General features: G+C 55.2%; 19 protein-coding genes and 1 pseudogene. 15 read left to right on the top strand and 5 right to left on the bottom strand.

The annotated features are described in order from the left end of the window. Window positions 1-61 precede the first annotated feature (61 nt). Window positions 62-1,159 carry a glycerol dehydrogenase gene (locus tag ACM5QY_RS13020; RefSeq protein WP_416121105.1) on the bottom strand — a complete coding sequence of 366 codons (1,098 nt, stop codon included), beginning with the start codon at window positions 1,157-1,159 and terminating at the stop codon, window positions 62-64. A 285-nt stretch (window positions 1,160-1,444) separates the two neighbouring features. On the opposite strand from ACM5QY_RS13020, the gene ACM5QY_RS13015 reads away from it, so the two are divergent. The 6 genes from ACM5QY_RS13015 (at window position 1,445) to ACM5QY_RS12990 (ending at window position 8,112) form a co-directional block, all read left to right on the top strand. After that, window positions 1,445-1,636: a hypothetical protein gene (locus ACM5QY_RS13015; RefSeq protein ID WP_416121103.1), complete on the top strand. Its 192-nt coding sequence runs from the start codon at window positions 1,445-1,447 to the stop codon at window positions 1,634-1,636. Window positions 1,637-1,748: 112 nt separating this feature from the next. Continuing rightward, entirely contained in the window at window positions 1,749-2,819 is a 1,071-nt protein-coding gene (gene dhaK, locus ACM5QY_RS13010; protein ID WP_416121101.1) for a dihydroxyacetone kinase subunit DhaK, read from the top strand. A 10-nt stretch (window positions 2,820-2,829) separates the two neighbouring features. Then, window positions 2,830-3,462: a dihydroxyacetone kinase subunit DhaL gene (gene dhaL, locus ACM5QY_RS13005; RefSeq protein WP_416121099.1), complete on the top strand. Its 633-nt coding sequence runs from the start codon at window positions 2,830-2,832 to the stop codon at window positions 3,460-3,462. Window positions 3,463-3,472: 10 nt separating this feature from the next. Further along, window positions 3,473-4,912, top strand: a complete 1,440-nt coding sequence (dhaM, locus tag ACM5QY_RS13000; RefSeq protein WP_416121097.1) for a dihydroxyacetone kinase phosphoryl donor subunit DhaM — start codon at window positions 3,473-3,475, stop codon at window positions 4,910-4,912. Between the two features lie 161 nt (window positions 4,913-5,073). After that, complete coding sequence (locus tag ACM5QY_RS12995) at window positions 5,074-6,567, top strand: AMP nucleosidase (RefSeq protein ID WP_416122880.1); 1,494 nt, start codon at window positions 5,074-5,076, stop codon at window positions 6,565-6,567. A 114-nt stretch (window positions 6,568-6,681) separates the two neighbouring features. Further along, window positions 6,682-8,112, top strand: a complete 1,431-nt coding sequence (locus ACM5QY_RS12990; RefSeq protein WP_416121095.1) for an EmmdR/YeeO family multidrug/toxin efflux MATE transporter — start codon at window positions 6,682-6,684, stop codon at window positions 8,110-8,112. A gap of 8 nt (window positions 8,113-8,120) precedes the next feature. Here ACM5QY_RS12990 and ACM5QY_RS12985 read toward each other — a convergent pair. Next, window positions 8,121-8,807: pseudogene (locus ACM5QY_RS12985) on the bottom strand (response regulator). Continuing rightward, complete coding sequence (locus ACM5QY_RS12980) at window positions 8,807-10,465, bottom strand: ATP-binding protein (RefSeq protein WP_416121093.1); 1,659 nt, start codon at window positions 10,463-10,465, stop codon at window positions 8,807-8,809. Before ACM5QY_RS12980 ends, ACM5QY_RS12985 begins: the two are co-directional and overlap by 1 nt. Window positions 10,466-10,840: 375 nt before the next feature. Between ACM5QY_RS12980 and ACM5QY_RS12975 the strand changes: the two genes are divergently transcribed. The 9 genes from ACM5QY_RS12975 to ACM5QY_RS12935 all read left to right on the top strand — a co-directional run bounded on the left by ACM5QY_RS12975 (window position 10,841) and on the right by ACM5QY_RS12935 (window position 18,935). After that, the gene (locus ACM5QY_RS12975; protein WP_416121091.1) at window positions 10,841-12,205 is read left to right on the top strand and encodes a 2-hydroxycarboxylate transporter family protein; all 1,365 of its coding nucleotides are present in this window, start codon (window positions 10,841-10,843) and stop codon (window positions 12,203-12,205) included. 58 nt (window positions 12,206-12,263) lie between these two features. Further along, entirely contained in the window at window positions 12,264-13,133 is an 870-nt protein-coding gene (locus ACM5QY_RS12970) for a fumarylacetoacetate hydrolase family protein (protein ID WP_416121089.1), read from the top strand. Between the two features lie 74 nt (window positions 13,134-13,207). Next, window positions 13,208-14,302: a [citrate (pro-3S)-lyase] ligase gene (citC, locus tag ACM5QY_RS12965; RefSeq protein WP_416121087.1), complete on the top strand. Its 1,095-nt coding sequence runs from the start codon at window positions 13,208-13,210 to the stop codon at window positions 14,300-14,302. 15 nt (window positions 14,303-14,317) lie between these two features. After that, window positions 14,318-14,608 (top strand): citrate lyase acyl carrier protein, encoded by a 291-nt coding sequence (citD, locus tag ACM5QY_RS12960; protein ID WP_416121085.1) that lies wholly within the window; start codon window positions 14,318-14,320, stop codon window positions 14,606-14,608. Continuing rightward, window positions 14,605-15,480 carry a citrate (pro-3S)-lyase subunit beta gene (gene citE / locus ACM5QY_RS12955; RefSeq protein ID WP_101075837.1) on the top strand — a complete coding sequence of 292 codons (876 nt, stop codon included), beginning with the start codon at window positions 14,605-14,607 and terminating at the stop codon, window positions 15,478-15,480. The genes citD and citE overlap by 4 nt, the downstream gene beginning before the upstream one ends. A 30-nt stretch (window positions 15,481-15,510) precedes the next feature. Beyond that, entirely contained in the window at window positions 15,511-17,037 is a 1,527-nt protein-coding gene (citF, locus tag ACM5QY_RS12950) for a citrate lyase subunit alpha (RefSeq protein ID WP_416121083.1), read from the top strand. Further along, a complete protein-coding gene (citX, locus tag ACM5QY_RS12945) occupies window positions 17,037-17,576 on the top strand; it encodes a citrate lyase holo-[acyl-carrier protein] synthase (protein WP_416121081.1) in 540 nt (179 codons plus the stop codon). Before citF ends, citX begins: the two co-directional genes overlap by 1 nt. After that, entirely contained in the window at window positions 17,554-18,393 is an 840-nt protein-coding gene (gene citG / locus ACM5QY_RS12940; protein ID WP_416121079.1) for a triphosphoribosyl-dephospho-CoA synthase CitG, read from the top strand. The genes citX and citG overlap by 23 nt, the downstream gene beginning before the upstream one ends. After that, window positions 18,390-18,935: an RBBP9/YdeN family alpha/beta hydrolase gene (locus ACM5QY_RS12935; protein WP_416121077.1), complete on the top strand. Its 546-nt coding sequence runs from the start codon at window positions 18,390-18,392 to the stop codon at window positions 18,933-18,935. Before citG ends, ACM5QY_RS12935 begins: the two co-directional genes overlap by 4 nt. 8 nt (window positions 18,936-18,943) lie before the next feature. Here ACM5QY_RS12935 and ACM5QY_RS12930 read toward each other — a convergent pair whose 3' ends face one another. Both ACM5QY_RS12930 and ACM5QY_RS12925 read right to left on the bottom strand, forming a co-directional pair. Then, on the bottom strand, window positions 18,944-19,420 hold the full coding sequence (locus tag ACM5QY_RS12930; protein ID WP_416121075.1) for a DUF805 domain-containing protein: 477 nt from the start codon (window positions 19,418-19,420) through the stop codon (window positions 18,944-18,946). A gap of 92 nt (window positions 19,421-19,512) precedes the next feature. Further along, the gene (locus ACM5QY_RS12925) at window positions 19,513-20,580 is read right to left on the bottom strand and encodes a LacI family DNA-binding transcriptional regulator (RefSeq protein WP_416121073.1); all 1,068 of its coding nucleotides are present in this window, start codon (window positions 20,578-20,580) and stop codon (window positions 19,513-19,515) included. Between the last annotated feature and the right edge of the window lie 139 nt (window positions 20,581-20,719).

The following is a 20,719-nucleotide window of genomic DNA, read 5'->3' as shown; positions in this document are numbered from 1 at the left end:
CAGAGTCAGAGGGGAAACGTTATGCCGCAGATGAACGGTCAGATCAGTTTTGCGCGGCGATTCAGCGCGCCAGCCACTGCTGCCCCAATTTATCTGCGGTCACGATGGCGGCGTAAACGCTGTCTGGCGAAACCGGGAAAGGCATGTTGTGAATGGTTTCCCCTTCCGCACAGGTCGCCTGCGCCACCGCCATAATCTTCGCTTCAATCCCCTCTTTGACGCCCATTTCGCCCAGCGTCACCGGCAGCCCGACCTTGTGGCAAAAACCGAGCACGGTTTCGATTTCTTCCATCGGGCTGTTTTGCAGCACCAGTTGTGACAGCGTGCCAAACGCCACTTTTTCGCCGTGATACAAATGATGGCACTCTTCCAGAATCGTGAATCCGTTATGGATCGCATGTGCGGCGGCCAGCCCGCTGCTTTCAAAACCAATCCCGCTGAGATAGGTATTGGCCTCGACGATGCGTTCGAGCGCGTCGGTAACCACATTGGCCTCACAGGCCAGACGCGCTTTTTCACCTTCCGCCAGCAGCGTATCGAAACACAAACGCGCCAGGCTGAGCGCCGCTACGGTAGATTGCCCGCCCGCCATACTGGTGGCGCGGGAGTCATAACAGGCTTTGGCTTCAAACCAGGTTGAGAGCGCATCGCCCATTCCGGCGACCAGCAAACGCACCGGCGCTTTCGCGATAATCGTGGTATCCATCACCACCATGTCCGGGTTTTTCGGGTAAACCAGATACTCTTCAAACTCGCCCGCTTCGGTATAAATCACGGACAACGCGCTGGTCGGCGCATCCGTTGAGGCAATCGTCGGCACCACAATCACCGGTAATTTCTGGTAGTAGCCGATGGCTTTTGCCGTATCCAGCGTTTTGCCGCCGCCGATACCAACCACGCCCTGACATCCTTTTTGTTTCAGGATGGCAATCAGACGGTTAATTTCGGCATGGCTGCATTCGCCCTTAAAGCGCTCCGCATGGCAGCTGACGCCGAAATCGTGCAGGCCATTAATCACTTTGTCCCCGGCGAGCTTCATCACGAAGTCGTCGGCAATCACGAAATAGCTCTCCGCCAGATTTTTAGCGTATTGCCCGAATGACGCAGACGCGTCAGCACCCTGAAGATATTTGGCCGGAGATTGAATGACTTTCAGCATTGTTTTCGCCCTCAGATAGTCCATGTTTGCAGAATGTCGCCGGGTCACGTTCTGCTCTGCTTGCAATAGCCTGCGGAGCGAAATGTTGTCCCAACGTGATGCAACCACTGTAAGGCGCGCGAGGCATAAAAAAATCTTTCGCGTTTTTGTTCTTATTTGAAACCTTCTGAAAAACAATACGTTTCATAATGAAACGCAAAACCACAAAAAAACTGTGGATTGCGATCGCTGTCCGTCGTTTTCGTCAAAATCATTCACCACGGCGGATGAACGAAACAGCCTGACATGCTGAAAATCGCAGGGCAGACGCAAAAAACTTTTTGTCGCGGTTCTATCATTGCCGCTAAAGCCCGCGGGAAAATAGCGCTGCGTCCCAGTTTTGGTTTTTCCCTTTCCAAAACGTTCCGTTTAGAAACAAAAATGCCTGATTCATGTTCCGTATTGGAACTTTTTTTCAGAAATTCTTTTTGCCGCTAACTCATCCAGAATCACTCTATCGGCCAGATGACAATGGCCGGTAACCCTACGCACGATGACTGCCACCACCCATAAGGGGCAGCATCAGATAACCTCCGACGGAGTACGCATAATGAAAAAGCTCATTAACCGTGTAGAAGATGTGCTGAGTGAACAATTGAGCGGGCTGGCAAAGGCTCACCCGGAACTGACGCTTCACCAGGATCCTGTTTATGTCACCCGCGCCGATGCGCCCGTGGCCGGAAAAGTGGCGCTGCTTTCCGGTGGCGGCAGCGGGCATGAGCCTATGCACTGCGGATTTATAGGTCAGGGGATGTTGTCCGGCGCGTGTCCGGGGGAAATCTTCACCTCGCCAACGCCGGATAAAATGTTCGAATGCGCGATGCATATCGACGGCGGCGAAGGCGTTCTGCTGATCATCAAAAACTACACCGGCGACATCCTTAATTTCGAAACCGCCGCAGAACTGCTGCACGAAAGTGGCGTAAAAGTGTCGACCATCGTGGTGGACGATGACGTGGCGGTAAAAGACAGCCTGTATACCGCCGGACGCCGTGGCGTAGCCAATACTGTGCTTATCGAAAAACTGGTGGGTGCCGCCGCTGAGCGCGGGGATTCGCTGGACGCCTGCGCCGGACTGGGTCGAAAACTCAATAACCTGGGTCATTCCATCGGCATCGCCCTCGCCGCATGTACCGTGCCTGCCGCCGGACAACCCTCTTTCACGCTCAAAGATGACGAAATGGAATTCGGCGTCGGCATTCACGGCGAGCCGGGTATTGATCGCCGCCGCTTCAGCTCGCTTGATCAGACCGTCGATGAAATGTTCGATACGCTGCTGGAAAACGGCACGTACAGCCGTACGCTGCGCCAGTGGGATACCGCGCAGGGCAACTGGCAGGATGTCCAGCAAGGTAAACAGGCGCTGGGCAACGGCGACCGCGTGATTGCGCTGGTCAATAATCTGGGTGCCACCCCGCTTTCTGAACTTTATGGCGTTTATCACCGCCTGGAACAACGCTGCCAGCAGACCGGTATCAGCATCGAACGCAACCTGGTTGGCACGTACTGCACCTCTCTGGATATGTCAGGGTTTTCCATCACGCTGCTGAAAGTCGATAACGACACGCTGGCGCTCTGGGATGCGCCGGTCCATACCCCCGGCCTGAACTGGGGAAAATAAGGAGCAACACATGTCACTAAACAGAAATCAAATCGTCAATTGGCTCTATCGCTGCGGCGATATTTTCACGAAGGAAAGTGATTTTCTGACCGGGCTGGATAAAGAAATCGGCGACGCCGATCACGGCATGAATATGCACCGGGGTTTCAGCAAAGTGGTGGAAAAACTGCCGTCTATTGCGGATAAAGACATTGGTTTTATCCTCAAAAACACCGGTATGACGCTGCTTTCCAACGTCGGCGGTGCCAGCGGCCCGCTGCTCGGTACGTTCTTTATCCGCGCCGCAACGGTCACTCAGGCGCATCAGAGCCTGACGCTGGAAGAGCTCGGCGAAATGATCCGCGAAGGTGCAGAAGGCGTGATCAGCCGGGGCAAAGCCGAGCCCGGCGATAAAACCATGTGCGACGTCTGGCTGCCGGTCGTCGATTCATTGCGCCAGTCGGGCGAACAGCATTTGTCCGTCACCGCCGCGCTGGATGCGGCCAGTGAACGGGCCGAAGCCGCCGCCCACGCCACCATCACCATGCAGGCGCGTAAAGGCCGCGCCAGCTATCTCGGTGAGCGCAGCATCGGCCATCAGGATCCGGGCGCAACCTCGGTAATGTTCATGATTCAGATGCTGGCAGCCGCAGCCAAAGAGTAAGGATAACGCGATGGTAAACCTGGTGATCGTTTCTCATAGTGCCCAGTTGGGCAACGGCGTCGCAGAACTGGCCCGCCAGATGTTATCAGGCGATAGCTGCAAGCTGGCCATCGCTGCGGGGATTGACGATGTGGATAATCCGATTGGCACTGACCCGATTAAAGTGATGGAAGCCATAGAGTCCGTTGCCGATACCGATCATGTGCTGGTAATGATGGATATTGGCAGTGCGCTGCTCAGTGCCGAAACCGCGCTGGATTTGCTGGATCCGGCGATTGCCGCCAAAGTCAGGTTATGCGCAGCTCCGCTGGTTGAAGGCACGCTGGCGGCCACGGTCAGCGCGGCTGCCGGTGCCGGTATCGAAAAAGTGATTAACGATGCGATGAATGCCCTTGAGGCAAAACGCGTACAGCTGGGTTTACCGCCGCAGACCGCGCCATCGCCGGTGGTGGCGGCTTTTGCCGATGATCGCGACGCACTGTCTGTGTCAGTGATTATCCGAAATCCAAACGGTTTACATGTGCGCCCTGCTTCGCGTCTGGTTTCTGCGCTTTCCGGTTTTGATGCCGAACTGGTTTTGGAGAAAGACGGAAAACGCGCGACGCCGGACAACATCAACCAGATTGCGCTGTTGCAGGTGCGTTGCAATGACACACTGAAATTGCTGGCACGTGGCCCGCAGGCAGACGCCGCGCTGGCAGCGTTTACAGCGCTGGCGGCTCAAGATTTTGGCGAAAGCGCGGAGATCGCGAAAGCAGAAAACCCTGCGCCCGCACCTCTTATTGCCCGCGTGGAAGGCAGCGCCGTGCTGTGGGATTTACCGCATCAGCTTCCCGGTCTGCAACCCTGCGCGGACGTATTGCAGGAACAGCGCAATTTAATGCGCGCCATCGAACTGACGCTCGACGATCTGAACGTGCTCACCGTGATGGCCGAAGAGAAATATTCCGCCGATATTGCCGCCATTTTTTCAGGCCATCATATGTTGCTTGATGATGCAGATTTGTATGAGGAGGCCTGCCGGATCATCAGCGAGAAATATTGCAGCGCCTCATGGGCGTGGGATTTCGTTATGACAGATCTCAGCAAACAATATCGTCAGCTCAACGATAACTATCTGCAGGCGCGTTATATCGATATTGACGATCTGCGAAACCGCACGCTGGCGCATCTGGCGGGTAAATCCGTCGAGCAACCGGCTGTCGGCTGGCCTGCCATTATTATCGCCGACGACATCTTTCCCTCAACGGTCTTGCAGCTCGATGTACAGCAGATCAAAGGCATTTGTCTGCGGGCGGGAAGTGACGTTTCTCACAGCGCGATTATTGCCCGCGAGGCCGGCATTGCGTTTCTGTGCCGGCAATATGACGCGCTAAAAAACATTGTTCCCGGCGACGGACTGACGCTCGATATGACGCAAAAACGCGTTTACCGCCCGCAGGCGGTGTAAACTCACCTTAGAAAAACGTCGCATAATACCCGCCGGAAAATTGGCGGGCTTCTTCCGTTCAGATTCTGCCGTTTCCTTTCCTGCTCTCTTCATGTGCTCATAAAACCATCATCCGGCGATTGCGCACCAATAAAACATTGGCGGCTCCGGCCAGACAAGCCATATTTAAAAAGAATGATGATGAACGAAGCACAAAGGAAAAGCGTATGGATAACAAATCCCTCACCTCCGCACAGGCAATTGATAAGCTTGAAGAGATGTACAACAACTCCGTCGCCGCCCTGCGGGATGCGATAAAAGATTTCATCGTTCAGGGTAAGCTACCCGATGTGGCGGCCAGAGCGGCCGGGCTGTTTGTTTACCCGGAATTGCGCGTCAGCTGGGACGGCGTAACGCCTGCGAAAAACCCGACCCGCGCCTATGGTCGTTTCTCACATCCGGGCCGCTATGCCAATACCATCACCCATCCCGAACTGTTCCGCGATTACCTGCTGGAACAGCTTTCCCTGCTCGAAGAAGAATATGACGCGCTGATTGAAGTCGTGCCGTCACAGCAGGAAATTCCGTATTCCTACGTGATCGACGGTTCAGATCTGATGCTGGATCGCTCGATGAGCGCCGGGCTGGCGAAACATTTTCCGACCACCGAGCTTTCACAGATTGGCGATGAAACTGCGGACGGCCTGCAATATCCGGGCGATACCTTCCCGCTTTCCCATTTCAATGCGTTGCGTGCCGACTTCTCACTGGCCCGCCTGCGCCATTACACCGGCACGTTGATCGAACATTTCCAGCCTTACGTGTTGTTCACTAACTACACCCGTTATGTCGATGAGTTCGTCAGTTGGGCGTGTGCGCAAATCGCCGATCCTGACAGCCCGTATGAAGCGCTGGCCTGCGCGGGCAGCGTATTTATTACCGCTGAGACGCAAAACCCGGAACAGGCCGTTTCGGATCTGGCGTGGAAAAAACACCAGATGCCCGCCTATCACCTGATTGCCCGCAACAGCGCAGGGATTACGCTGGTTAATATTGGCGTCGGCCCGGCTAATGCAAAAACCATCTGTGATCATCTGGCCGTTTTGCGCCCGCACGTCTGGCTGATGATTGGGCACTGCGGCGGATTACGCGAAACGCAGTCGATTGGCGATTACGTGCTGGCACACGCGTATCTGCGTGACGACCATGTTCTCGACGCCGTATTACCGCCGGACATCCCGATCCCAAGCATCGCCGAAGTGCAGCGCGCGCTGTATGACGCCACAAAAATGATGAGCGGAATGCCGGGCGAGGAAGTCAAACAGCGTCTGCGCACCGGCACTGTCGTGACGACCGATGACCGGAACTGGGAGTTGCGTTATGCGGCGTCGGCCCTGCGGTTTAATCTCAGCCGCGCCGTGGCCGTGGATATGGAAAGTGCCACGATAGCCGCGCAGGGCTATCGCTTCCGGGTGCCTTACGGCACGTTGTTGTGCGTTTCAGACAAACCGCTGCACGGGGAAATCAAACTGCCGGGGCAGGCCAATAAATTCTATGAAGGCGCGATTTCGGAGCACCTGCAAATCGGCATCTGCGCCATCGATCTGTTGCGCGCCGAGGGCGATCATCTGCATTCACGCAAATTACGTACCTTTAATGAGCCGCCTTTCCGTTAATTCTTTTCTAACAATTTTCTTAGGGCTTTGGATGAAAAAGACTTTGCATAATGCGAAGTCTTTTACCATCATAAATTAAAACGCTGTTCTACTTTCTGCCACCCTGGAATTCTCTTGCAAAACGTCATCGTCTCTTTGCGCAAAGCCATCGAGCGCACGCCCTGGTATCCGAAACGGCGTTCATATCGCACGTTGTTCTGGCGTGAAATCACGCCCCTCGCTGTGCCCATCTTCTTTGAGAATGCCTGCGTCCTGTTAATGGGCGTGTTAAGTACTTTCCTGGTCAGTTGGCTGGGCAAGGAAGCGATGGCAGGGGTCGGGCTGGCCGACAGTTTTAACATGGTGATCATCTCTTTCTTCGCCGCCGTCGATCTCGGGACCACCGTTGTCGTCGCGTTCAGCCTCGGCAAACTCGACCACGAACGCGCCCGCGCGGCCGCCCGCCAGTCGCTGGCGATCATGACCGTTTTTGCCGTTCTGCTCGCTGTACTTATCCAGTTTTCCGGGCATGTCATTATCGACATGATTGCCGGGAATGCCGAACCCGAAGTCAAAGAAATGGCGCTTTCTTATCTGCAAATGAGCAGCTGGAGTTATCCGGCCGCCGCCATTGCGCTGATCGGCTCCGGTGCCCTGCGCGGTGCCGGGAATACGAAGATCCCGATGTTGCTTAACGGTGGGATGAATATCCTGAACCTGATCATCAGCAGCGTGCTCATTTACGGCTGTTTTGGCTGGCAGGGTTTTGGGTTTATCGGTGCCGGATTGGGGCTGACCATTGCCCGTTATATCGGCGCCGTGGCGGTGATTTTTGTCCTGGTGATCGGCTTTAATCCGTCGCTGAAAATCTCCCTGAAAAGCTATTTCCTGCCCCTCAACACTAACATTTTGCGCGAAGTGCTGGGCATCGGTATTCCCGCCAGCATTGAATCCGTGCTGTTCAACGGCGGCAAATTACTGACTCAGGTGTTTGTGGCAGGCATGGGCACCAACGTGATTGCCGGTAACTTTATCGCCTTCTCGATTGCTGCCCTGATTAACCTGCCGGGGAACGCACTGGGGTCGGCCTCGACGATTATTGTCGGCACCCGTCTGGGCAAAGGGCAAATCGCCCAGTCCGAACGCCAGCTGCGACACATCTTCTGGTTATCCACCTTCGGGCTCTGCGTGCTGGCGTTCCTGTCTGTGCCGTTCGCCGGGCTTCTGGCGCGGTTTTACACCAATGAACAGGACGTTATCGACGTCGTAAAAATCCTGATCTGGCTGAACGCCGCCTTTATGCCGTTCTGGGCCGCCTCATGGGTGCTGCCTGCCGGGCTGAAAGGCGCGCGCGACGCCCGGTTCACCATGTATGTTTCCATGGTCGGCATGTGGGGCTGCCGCATCGTCGTGGGTTATTTCCTCGGCATTGTGCTTAATTTCGGCGTCGTCGGTATCTGGCTGGGGATGTTCCTCGACTGGATCGTTCGCGGCATTTTCTTCTACTGGCGCATGGCGAGCGGCCGCTGGTTGTGGAAATACCCTAAAGAGAAAAAAACGCAATAACGCCTGCGTTACGCCCGCCGGTACATCCGGCGGGGATGCCCGATTTTTCCGTACAGCATTTCCACCCGCAAATCCCCTTTCTGAACACAATGTTCGAGATATCTGCGTGTTGTTGTTTTACTTAACCCCGTCTGAGTGACCACTTCATCGACCGAATAACAGCGCCCGGCATCCTGCATAAAAATCGCTTCCACCAGATTCAGCGTATTCTCTTCGATGCCTTTGTTTCCGGCCTTTGACGTGAAATCTTTGGCCTGTAACTGGTAGAGGGTGTCGACGTTTTGCTGATCCACCACTTTCCACGCCCGCTGTGTCTGGCTGAACTGGATAAAACGCTCCAGCGACTGTTGCAGACGGTTCCAGGACACCGGTTTGAGAATGTAATCAAACGCGCCAGAGCGGATCGCCTGACTACAGGTGTTCATGTCGCTGGCCGCCGTGATAAAAATCACCGAGCAATTCGTTTTCTTCAGCACATCGTTTTCAAGCAGGGAAATCCCCTGTCCGTCCGGCAAATAGTTATCCAGCAACAACAACTGCGGCCGCTTTTACTCTATCAGCGTCTTCGCTTCCCGCAGCGTGGAGGCCATTCCCACCAGCCGCAGCCAGCGGTGATTATCGATAAGCTCGGCATAAAGCTGTGCCAGCTGGTTCTCATCTTCCACAATCATTACGTCAATCATTTCAGCTTGAATCATTTATGCTTTTCCCGTTGTTCCGGTTGAATGGACACCGGCACACAGTCCGGAATGGCTACCGGCAGCCCGTTGGGTATGAAGACAGAGAAAACAGAACCTGTCGGGGAATTATCTGAAACTTCAATGGTGCCGCCCGCGTGGCTGACATAGCTGGCAACCAGATGCAGCCCCAGCCCGTGATCGCCTTCCTGCTTGGAGGTCACGCCGAGTGAGAAAATCTGCTCACGCCGCTCCGGCGCAATCCCGACGCCCTGATCGGCCACTTCGATCACCAGTTCTCTGTCGGCGGAAACGATATACACCTCAACCGGCCCGGCGTTTTCGCCGCGCAACAAGGTGGCTTCGATGGCGTTATCAAGAAGATTGCCGACAACTGACATCAGCTCGGTTTCGCTCAGCGTCAGCGGCAGATGTGTTAAACCGCAGGCCGGGTCGAATGCCAGCTCAACGCCCTTTTCACGCGCACGGGCATATTTTCCCAGCAGCAACCCGCATACTCTTGGCGAACAAAACCGTGCAGAGACGAAATCCAGCAACTCCTGCGCACTCTCAGATTGCGCTTCGATGTAGCGGATCGCCTCATCGTAACGGCCCATGTGCAGCAGCCCGGCCAGCGTTGCCGTCCAGTTCAGTTGCTCATGGCGCATCACCCGCAGGTTATCGGCATAGCGCTGCACCTGACTGAGCTGAATACTCAGGCGGTCGATGTCGCTGCAATCGCGGAAGGTAATCACCCAGCCCTGAAGCTGGTCTTCCAGCATGATCCGCACGCGGCTGGCGACGACCGTCAGGTTATTGAACAGGCAGATTTCATCGTGAATATCTTTCTCCAGCATCACCTGACGGTCAAAAAAACTGACCGGCGCAATCACCTGCTCAAGCGGTTTTCCGCGCAGTTCCCGCGAGGGCGCATCCAGATTCAGCAGTTTTTTTGCGGCCTGATTAATCACTGCAATCCGGGACTCCCCGTCGATGGCAATCACACCTTCATAAATGGACTCCATCAGTGCTTTTTGCTGGCGGACCAGCAGGCCGATTTCACGCGGTTCCAGTGAAAACATCTGCTTTTTTATCGAGCGCGAGAAAAACCACGAAAAAGTAAACAGCGCCAGCAACAGCGTGGCGGCGGCCACCAGGATACGAATGGCTTTCTCGATGGTCAGCGTATTAATGTGGCTGGTGAGATACCCCACGGAAACGATGCCGATAACTTTGCCCTGCACGTTTAAAATCGGCGCTTTGCTGCGCAGTGACAACCCGATGCCACCCAGCCGGACTGTGGTGCTGCTTTTACCCGCCAGTACGTCCACATTGTCGTCGCCGACCAACGCTTTGCCCACGCGATCGGCGTATATGGAATGGAAAAGATGTATCGCTTTTCCGTCACCAATCACCATATAACTCGCGTCACTGCGTGCGGATATATTCATCATCAGTCTGTTAATTGCAGAAACGTCATTACTTTCCACTGCCGAAATTAATGACGGAATAAGTGCAATTTCTTCTGCCTGCACTTTTGCCCGCAACCCCATATCCTCATATAACTGACGTTCAATATCGCGATAGTAATAAACCCCCACTATCGAAAACAGCGTGACGAATAAAACAACAAGATAAATAAACAGCTTTATCTGGAAAGAGGGTCGAAACCGCATCGTGACATCCGTTATAAAGAGCGCTGAGATAATTATTAACCGTGACGATACTTTATCATTGAGAGGTATTTCTGTCAGACGGGAAAATCAAAGTTGCGAGGCACGCCGCAGAACAACCGCAGGCGCAGCAGGCCTCCCGCGACTGATAGCAAAGTTCTCAACAGTTATTTCACCATAAATTAACAGTAATATTGTAATTACAAATAACACCATAAAAACCACGAGGTAATATATTAACGAAACACCTAAATATTAATTAAAACCATAAAAACCTTTCACTCCTTTAAAATACCGTTTCTACTTTGCGGTACTTCACATAATACGGGTTATTATCTCTCTTACACTCCCTGCACAAATTGACACAGGGGATTCATCATGAGTACAACCGACGACACTTATTCTATTCCCGCGGGTTCGGTGCCTGCAAAACAGCTCTCATTAAAAGAAAAATGGTGGCACATTCTCGACACCTGGAAAATTGGCATTATTCCTTTGCCACTCTTTGTGATGGCTGGTGTGCTGATTGCCATCGACTGTCTCGACGGCAAACTGCCGAGCGATATCGTGGTGATGGTCGCAACATTAGCGTTTTTCGGGTTTGCCTGCGGCGAATTCGGCAAACGTCTGCCGTTCATCGGCAAAATGGGCGCAGCGGCGATTTGCGCGACGTTCATTCCTTCCGCACTGGTGTATTACGGCCTGCTGCCGGATGTGGTGGTCGAATCCACCACGAAATTCTACAAAAGCACCAACATCCTTTATCTCTACATCTGCTGCATCATTGTCGGCAGCATCATGAGCATGGACAGGAAGGTGCTCATTCAGGGCTTCATGCGTATTTTCTTCCCGATGCTGTGCGGGGAAGTGGTCGGGATGCTGGTCGGGATGGGCGTTGGTCTGGCACTGGGCATGGAACCTTTCCAGATCTTCTTCTTCCTGATTCTGCCGATTATGGCCGGGGGTGTGGGTGAAGGCGCGATTCCGCTGTCTATCGGCTACGCCACGTTACTGCACATGGATCAGGGTGTGGCGCTGGGCCGTATTCTGCCTATCGTGATGCTCGGTGGCCTGACGGCAATTGTTATCTCCGGTTCACTCAATCAGCTCGGTAAACGTTACCCGCACCTGACCGGTGAAGGCCAACTGATGCCTTCCGTCAAAAATGCCACGGCAGATAAAAACGCGCTGTCGGTGACCGGCGGTAAAACCGATGTCACGACCATTGCCGCAGGTGCCCTGCTGGCGGTTCTGCTGTACATGGTGGGGATGCTGTTACACAAACTGATTGGCCTGCCTGCACCGGTCGGCATGCTGTTTGCGGCTGTTGCACTGAAGCTGGCACACGGCGTATCACCTCGTCTGCTCGAAGGGTCGCAGGTGGTCTACAAATTCTTCCAGACCTCCGTGACTTACCCGATCCTGTTTGCCGTGGGCGTGGCCATCACGCCGTGGAACGAACTGGTTGCCGCGTTCACTATTTCCAATCTGCTGGTCATCGTCAGCACCGTCGCCGCACTGGTTGCCACTGGCTTCTTCGTGGGCAAGAAAATCGGTATGCACCCGATTGATGTCGCCATCGTGTCCTGCTGCCAGAGCGGCCAGGGCGGTACCGGTGACGTGGCCATTCTGACGGCGGGCAACCGTATGCAACTGATGCCTTTCGCACAAATCGCGACCCGCATCGGCGGCGCGATCAACGTTTCGGTTGCCCTGTTGGTGCTGGGGAATTTCCTGGTCTGACAGCGTTATCCGGCAAGCACGATTGTGATTTTTGATTGATTCAATTCAGGACATATTTATGAAACTGGCAAGTTATCTCTATCAGGGGCGCAAGTCCTACGGCATCGCAACGCAGAGCGGCATGATCGACCTCGGTCGCCTTCTCGGCCAGCGTTATCCCGACCTCAAGGCATTACTGGCGGGCGATGCGCTGTCACAGGCGCAGGAACTGGCCAACAGACCAGCGGATATGAGCTTTGACGACCTGACGTTTTTGCCGGTCATTCAGAATCCGGAAAAAATTCTCTGCGTCGGCATGAATTACGCTGAAAAACGCAAAGAGTTCGATCAGCACAATCCGGCGCCGACGCTCTTTGTGCGCTTTGCTGACTCACAAACCGGCCACGCTTCTCCGATCATCAAACCGAGCCGTTCCGTTGAGTTTGATTACGAAGGTGAGCTGGCCGTCATCATCGGGTCAGCGGGCGAGAATATTTCCCGCGAAGATGCCCTTTCTCACGTGGCCGGATACAGCTGCTACATGGACGGTTCTGCCCGTGACTGGCAGCACACCTGGTTTACCGCCGGTAAAAACTGGCGTCAGACCGGTGCGTTTGGCCCGTGGATGGCCACGGCGGATGAGATCCCTGATCCGCATGCGCTGTCGATCCGCACCTGGCTGAACGGCAACATGGTTCAGGACGACAACACCCGCAGCATGATCCACACAGTCGCCGAGCTGATTGAGTACATCAGCACCTTTACCTCGCTGAGCGCGGGCGACGTCATTATTACCGGTTCTCCGGGCGGCGTGGGCAAGAAACGTGTGCCGCCGCTGTTTATGAAACCCGGCGACCGCATTGAAGTGGAGATCGAAAAAATTGGTCATCTCAGCAATATGATTGTTGCGGCGGAACGTCAGGTGAGCCATGCACCGGCCGCCCATTAACCTGTTAAACGCCGGGCACAACGCCCGGCAAGTACAGCATTGTTTTGAACAATACCCGATATCAGGAATGCATTATGTTCAGCCGTGACGAACCCGACTTTCACGTCATCACCACAAGCCAGGCCCCTCAGGGCATGCTGGCAGATATCCGTGCCCTGCTGCACCAAAGCCAGCTGGGCATGGACGATGATATTGAGTATTTCGTGGTGGCCCTTTCTGGCAAGCGGCTGATCGGATGTGCGGGTCTGGTCAGTCATACCATCAAGTGCGTGGCCGTCGCGGAGGACTGGCGCGGCGAAAACCTCAGTGCCAGATTGCTCAGTGAAGTCGAAAACTTTGCAGTTCTGCGCGGCAAATTCCATCTGTTTCTCTACACCCGCCCCGGCAATCTGGAACGCTTTCGCGGTTGCGGGTTTTATCCGCTGGTGCAGTGGGACAATGTGGCCGTGCTGATGGAAAACACGCCGGTCGGCATCAGCCATTACTGTCGTTCACTGCAGCATCATTATCACGCCGGAAAGCGCATCGGTGCGGTGGTAATGAATGCCAATCCGTTCACACTCGGCCACCGGTATCTGGCGGAGCAGGCAGCGGCGACGTGCGACTGGCTGCACGTATTTGTGGTCAGCGAGGACGTGTCGTATTTCCCGTTTCAGGAACGGCTGGAAATGGTGCGTCAGGGCGTGGCTGATTTTCCGAATGTCACAGTTCACGCTGGTTCGGAATACATGATTTCGCGCGCCACATTCCCCGGTTATTTCCTCAAAGAAGCCGGGCTGGTGAACCAGACCTGGAGCGTGATGGATCTGCTGATTTTCCGCCAGTACATCGCCCCGGCGCTGGGCATCACACATCGTTTTGTCGGCAGCGAACCCTTCTGCCCGGTCACGCATCAGTACAACTGCGACATGCTCGACTGGCTGGAAACGCCCTCCCGTTCGGCCTCCAAACCGCTGACCGTCATTGAACTGCCGCGTAAACGTCATGCCGGGGGCATCGCGATTTCAGCCTCCGAAGTCCGTGCGTTGCTGAAAACCCATCAGTTGCTGCGTATCCGCGACATTGTTCCGCCGAGCACGTATGCGCACCTTGAACATCATTATTCCGCTGAGGCGCCCCCCGAAACGGCGCGCAGCAATGAACTTATTATTTCTACCACTCTTTGTTAAAGCAGGAAAAAGCGAATGAAAATTGTGAAGGAGGCGCTGGCAGGCACGGTTGAATCCAGCGATTTGCTGGTAAAAATCGCCCCGGCCAGCGAGCTGAGCGTGGTGATCAACAGCGAAGTGATCAAACAGTTTGGCGATCAGATCCGCCGCGTGGTGAACGAAACGCTAGAAGCCCTCGGCGTAAGAGCAGGCTTACTGATTATTGAGGATAAAGGCGCGCTCGATTGCGTTATCCGCGCCCGCGTGCAAAGTGCGGTACTGCGTGCAGCACAGGAAGAAAATATTCACTGGGAGACGTTACGATGAAAAAACTCCGACGCAGCATGCTGTTCCTGCCGGGGGCCAGTGCTGCCATGTTATCCACGGCATTTATCTATCGTCCTGATTCGATCATGTTTGATCTGGAAGACGCCGTTTCCCTGCGCGAAAAAGACACTGCCCGCATTCTGGTGTTCCACGCCCTGCAACACCCGATGTACAAGGATATCGAAACCGTCGTGCGCATTAATCAGCTCAGCACGCCGTTTGGTTTGAAGGATCTGGAAGCCGTGGTGCGCGCCGGTGTGGACGTGGTTCGTCTGCCGAAAACCGATACGCCGGAAGATATTTTCGAACTGGAAGCGCACATCGAACGCATCGAAAAAGACTGCGGGCGAGAAGTCGGTTCCACCAAAGTGATGGCCGCCATCGAATCGGCCATTGGCGTCATCAACGCCGTCGCCATTGCCCGCTGCTCACCGCGTCTGATTGGTATTGCGCTGGCGGCTTTCGACTATGTGATGGATATGCAGACCGAGCGTGGGGATGGCACAGAGCTGTTCTACGCCCGCTGCGCCGTGCTGCATGCCGCGCGCGCCGCCGGTATCGATGCCTTTGACGTGGTGTATTCCGATATCAACGATGAAGCCGGTTTTCTGCGTGAAGTTGAACTCATCCGCAAAATGGGTTTCAACGGCAAATCCCTGATTAACCCGCGCCAGATTGAGTTGCTGCACAACGCCTATGCGCCGACGCAGGAAGACGTGGATTACGCGCGTCGCGTTATCGCCGCCGCAGAAGAAGGCGAGCGCAAAGGCCTCGGCGTGATTTCGCTCAACGGCAAGATGATCGATGGCCCGATCATCAACCATGCACAGGTGGTGCTTGAACGCGCCAGCGCTTCCGGCGTGCGTCGCTAGCCCTCAATTATGCACAGGAATATGAAGAGAATGAGCCATCTAACAGAAATGTTGCACAGCCAATATCCGGAAATGAAGCATCTGGTTGCTTTCGACGGTGCGCATCGCACCACGCCGTATCTTTCTGATCCCGATGCCCGTTTGCATCGTAAATTATGTGATTCGCTGGAACAGGCGATTGCCCGCAGCGGCCTGAAAGACGGCATGACAATCTCCTTCCATCACGCTTTCCGTGAAGGCGATCAGGTCATTAATCACGTTGTCGCCACGCTGGCCAGTCTGGGTTTCAAAAATCTGACGCTGGCATCCAGCTCGCTGATGAGCTGTAACGACGCGCTGATCGAACACATCCGCAACGGCGTCATTACCCGTATTTATACCTCGGGGATGCGCGGCAAACTGGCCGACGCTATCTCTCACGGCCTGATGCAGGAACCGGTGCAGATTCACTCTCACGGTGGTCGGGTCAAGCTTTTGCAGGACGGCGAACTGAACATTGACGTCGCGTTTCTGGGCGTGCCTTGCAGTGATGAATTCGGCAATGCCAACGGCACGCACGGCAAATCCTGCTGCGGCTCGCTGGGCTACGCGATGGTGGATGCGCAGTTCGCCAAAACCGTCGTGCTGCTGACCGAAGAACTGGTGCCCTTCCCTAACATGCCCGCTAGCCTGGTGCAGGATCAGGTGGACTACATCGTGAAAGTCGATCAGGTCGGCGACCCGGCGAAAATCAGCGTTGGCGCAGCCCGCGTCACCAGCAATCCGCGCGAACTGATGATTGCCCGCACGGCGGCTGAAGTGATTGAACATTCCGGCTATTTCAAGCCCGGTTTTTCGATGCAAACCGGTTCCGGCGCGGCAGCCACCGCCTGCACCCGCTTCATGGAAGAAAAGATGGAACGCAACCAGATCACGGCCCGTTTTGCCCTCGGCGGCATCACCGGCAGTCTGGTGGATTTTCATGAAAAAGGATTAATCGAAACGCTGCTGGATACGCAATGTTTCGACGGTCAGGCCGCGTCATCGCTGGGCCGCAACCCGCAGCACATTGAAATTTCCACCAATGTTTACGCCAATCCGGGTGCCAAGGCCGCAAGCTGCGATCAGCTGGATATCGTCATTTTGAGCGCACTGGAAATCGACATCGATTTCAATGTGAACGTCATCACCGGTTCCGACGGCGTGGTGCGTGGTGCGTCGGGCGGTCACTGCGATGTTGCCAGCGCGGCGAACCTGACGATTGTGGTCGCGCCACTTCTGCGCAGCCGCATTCCGACCGTCGTGCGCCGCGTAACGACCCGCGTCACACCGGGCGAAAGCATCGATGTGCTGGTGACTGATCACGGGATTGCCGTGAATCCGGCGCGCCCTGAAATCCGTCAGCGGCTGGAAGAAGCCGGAATGAAAATCATGGATATCGGGACGTTGTATCAGCGTGCCATTTCCCTGACCGGCGAACCGAAACCGATTGAGTTTACGTCGCGCGTTGTGGGCGTGATCCGTTACCGCGACGGCAGCGTGATTGACGTCGTTCATCAGGTCAAAGAGGACGCATAATGACGATTCCGACGCCTGAGAATGCAGGCGTCAGTCTGGAGGATTTGCTGGCAGCAAAGGAACAGCGTGCGCAGCGGCAAACCGACTGGCTGACACAATTCCCACACACCCTGATTTCCCTGACGCTGGTCACGCCCGGCGCGGTCAAAGATAGCGTGAGTTACCGCCAGGTGATGCGGGAAGCGCTGAGCACGGCGGAAATCATGCTATTGCAATGTGGCTGGGCGGTGCTGAAACACGAGGTGTTTTGGTTGCCGACCGGGGCGGAGGCGTTCTGGAGTATTGAGCACCCTGCGCCGGAAGTGAAAGCCGCCACCGTGGCGCTTGAGCAGTCACATGCACTGGGGCGGTTATGGGATTTCGATGTGATCTGCCCGCAGGCTGGCGTTGTGGGCCGCCGGTCGCTGGATAATGCCAGCCGCCGCTGTCTTATCTGCGATGGCCCGGCCCACGCCTGCGCGCGTTCCCGTCAGCATCCGCTGCCAGAAGTGATGGCAAAAGTGGAGGCGCTGATTGATGGCTGGCATCGCACTCACTGAGCCGCTGGTTTACACCCACATCGCCGGACTGGCTGCCGAAGCGCTCAGTCAGGAAGTCTGGCTGACGCCCAAACCCGGCCTGGTGGACAGCATCAATAACGGTTCGCACAGTGACATGGATTTGCCGATGTTTTTGCGCAGCATCGATGCGATCACGCCGTGGTTGCATCAGTTTTATCAGCTCGGCCAGCAGGACGCGGCACAACCGGCAACGGCCATGCTGATGCGGATCCGTCCTGCCGGTCTGGCCTGCGAACAGGCGATGTTTGGCGCAACAAACGGCATTAACACGCACAAAGGCGGTATTTTCTCGCTGGGGATTTTGTGTACAGCGGCAGGCAGGCTCAGTACCCGCCGGCAACCGCTCACCCGCACAAGTTTATGCGCCGAAGTGGCCGCCATCACGCACGGGCTGGTGGAGCGGGAATTACAACATTGCCGCCAGCCAGTGACCGCCGGTGAACGGTTGTTTCAGGCGTACGGCATGACCGGCGCACGCGGCGAAGTACAGAGCGGATTCGTGACATTACGCCGCCATGTTTTACCTTACTGGTGGACAGAAACCCAGCCTGAACGCCGCAACCTGAATGCCCTGCTGCGCCTGATGGCGTTTAATCCGGATACCAATCTGGTGTCACGCGGCGGGCTGAGCGGCCTGCATTTTGTCCAGGATTATGCCCGCCGGTTGCTGAAAAATGGCTGGCAAAAAGAGGATTTGCAGGAGATGGATCAGGCACTGATTTCCCGACATCTCAGCCCCGGCGGCAGTGCCGATTTGCTGGCAATCGCGACCGTGCTGATGGCCTTCCCGCAATGAGCCAGAATCCGAACATCACGCGGATGCTGGTTCCCGGTTTGCGCGACAGCGAAGCCGGACACTGGCAAAGCCGCTGGCATGAACAGAATCCGCAGTGGTTGCGCATTAAACAGCGTAACTGGGCGCAGGTCGATCTCGAAGGCTGGATCACCGCTATTGACCGCGAGCAGACGCGGGCAAAAAGCCCGTTGCTGCTGATCGGTCACAGCTTTGGCGCGCTCGCCAGTCTGGTGTGGGCGAACCGCAACCCGCCGCTTTGCGCAGACGTGATGCTGGTTGCACCCGCTGAACCGATGCGTTTTGGTCTGGATGATGACATTTTACCTGAACCGCTGGCGGTGCCCGGCCTGCTGGTCGCCAGCCATACGGATCCGTTATTGCCATTTACCCGTGCACAATTTTGGGCACAGGCGTGGGGCTGCGAGCTGGTGGATATCGGCGAAGCCGGGCATATTAATGTGGAATCGGGTTTTGGAGAGTGGCCGTGGGGGCTGACGAGGCTGGAAGAGTTTGCCGCGCGGCTGGCAGCAAACTCGCTTTAAAAATGCGCTTAGCGGACGATGCGGTTATCTGCTTCCGGTGCCGGTTTGGATTTCATGCAGCACAGGTAAATCATCACCAGCAAAGGGATCCAGCCGAGCACGATACCCAGCGTAATTTTCATCCAGACATAGGTTTCCGGTGACGCGTACTCCATCAGGATCATATTCAGCAAACGCGACACAATGCCTGCCAGATAAACACCGCCAAACCACCAGCCGGAGCGGTTGATGTCGTGCATACGGCGGATACCGACCGCCAGAATCGGTAATGCCAGCGCCAGCGCATAAACGGTGTAGGCCATGCCCGCATAGAATACGCCGTAAGGGTTTCCCGCCAGCGTCATCAGGGAAGCCACTGTCCCTGTCAGCAGGATCATCAGCAAGATATTGACTAAGGTGAACACCCAGAATTCTTTGCGGGTCGCACGCCCTTCAAATTTCACATACCCTTTCCAGCCCTGTACAAAACACTGCCATACGGTCATTCCGTCATATCCTTTTGTTTATCTTTTGAAATCTTTCATATCTTAAACGTTATCAAAAGCATTCTGAAATCTTTATTTACAACTGCCGGACGTCACTGCCCGCGCAGCTGTCTGGCGAGTTTATCGAGCTGATCGGCGATCTGGTTGAGGTCTTTATCCGGCTGCCCCGGCGCACGCGTGGAATTTCGCACGACCAGTTGCGCAGGCAAAATTCGCGACGGCGTGTCCGGTTCCGTTGCCAGTAAAAGCGCCACAGCTTCTTTGCTTTGCAAATCGAGATCCAGAGAAACGGTGGTCAGCGCCGGATGGAAAAATGCGCTGTCGTAGGTGTCATCGTAGCCGATGATGGAGACCTGCTGCGGAATGGCCACATTATGCTGATGGAGTGCGCTTATCACGCCGAGCGCCATCTGGTCATTCCCCACCAGCATGGCCGTAAACTGCGGCGTCTCACGCAACATCTGCAATGCGCCGTAGTAACCGCTTTTGGCGCTCCAGTCGCCGTGGACAACCGTCACCGGCTGTAATCCTTTTTCGGTCAGCGTTTTCTGCCAGCTTTCCAGGCGCAGGCGCGAAGACACCGACACTTCCGGCCCGGCCAGCAACGCAAATTGGCGATGCCCTAAGTCATGCAGATATTCCACGCTGGCGCGCGAACCGTCAGCCGGATTAAAGCAGACGTTGAACACCGGGCTGGTCGGATCCACATCGAGAAACAGGCAAAGGATGTCGCGGTTGTTCTCGTAAATACGTTCAGCTTCGGCGCTTTCGAGCGGGATGTTGATGATCACACGCTCCACCCGCTGGGATTTCAGCTCGTTGATTGATTCCTGAATACTCTGATTCACGTCTTCGTCAATCATCGAAATCAGCACCTGATACCCGGCCTGATGGGCATATTTCTTCACTGAGGCGGCAATTTGCGACGGTGCGTGCAGCGCCAGCGAGGTCGTCACCAGCCCGATCGTGAAACTCTGTTTCCCCACTAACTGCTGCGCCAGCCGGTTTGGCACATAGCGCAGAATTTCTATCGCCTGCTCAACTTTCTGACGCGTGACGTCGGACACGTTGGCCGACTTGTTTAAAACACGCGAAACCGTCTGATAGGAAACACCGGCATAGCGGGCAACGTCTTCTAATGTCGAACTTTTCGATTTCATGCTTTTCCCGTCCTGCACCCGTGATTTTACGCAATCTCATGATAATCGAGCCAAAGTACGGGATCTCATTTAAAAGTTCAATCTGAGAACCGTTTGACCTAAAAGTTATACGTTAACATTCTTAAAATTTGTGATTTAA

It is taken from the genome of Rahnella sp. PCH160, assembly GCF_047784855.1.
Taxonomy (GTDB): Bacteria; Pseudomonadota; Gammaproteobacteria; order Enterobacterales; family Enterobacteriaceae; genus Rahnella.
Note: the sequence above shows the minus strand (reverse complement) of the source record. Positions and strands in the feature narration are given on the sequence as shown.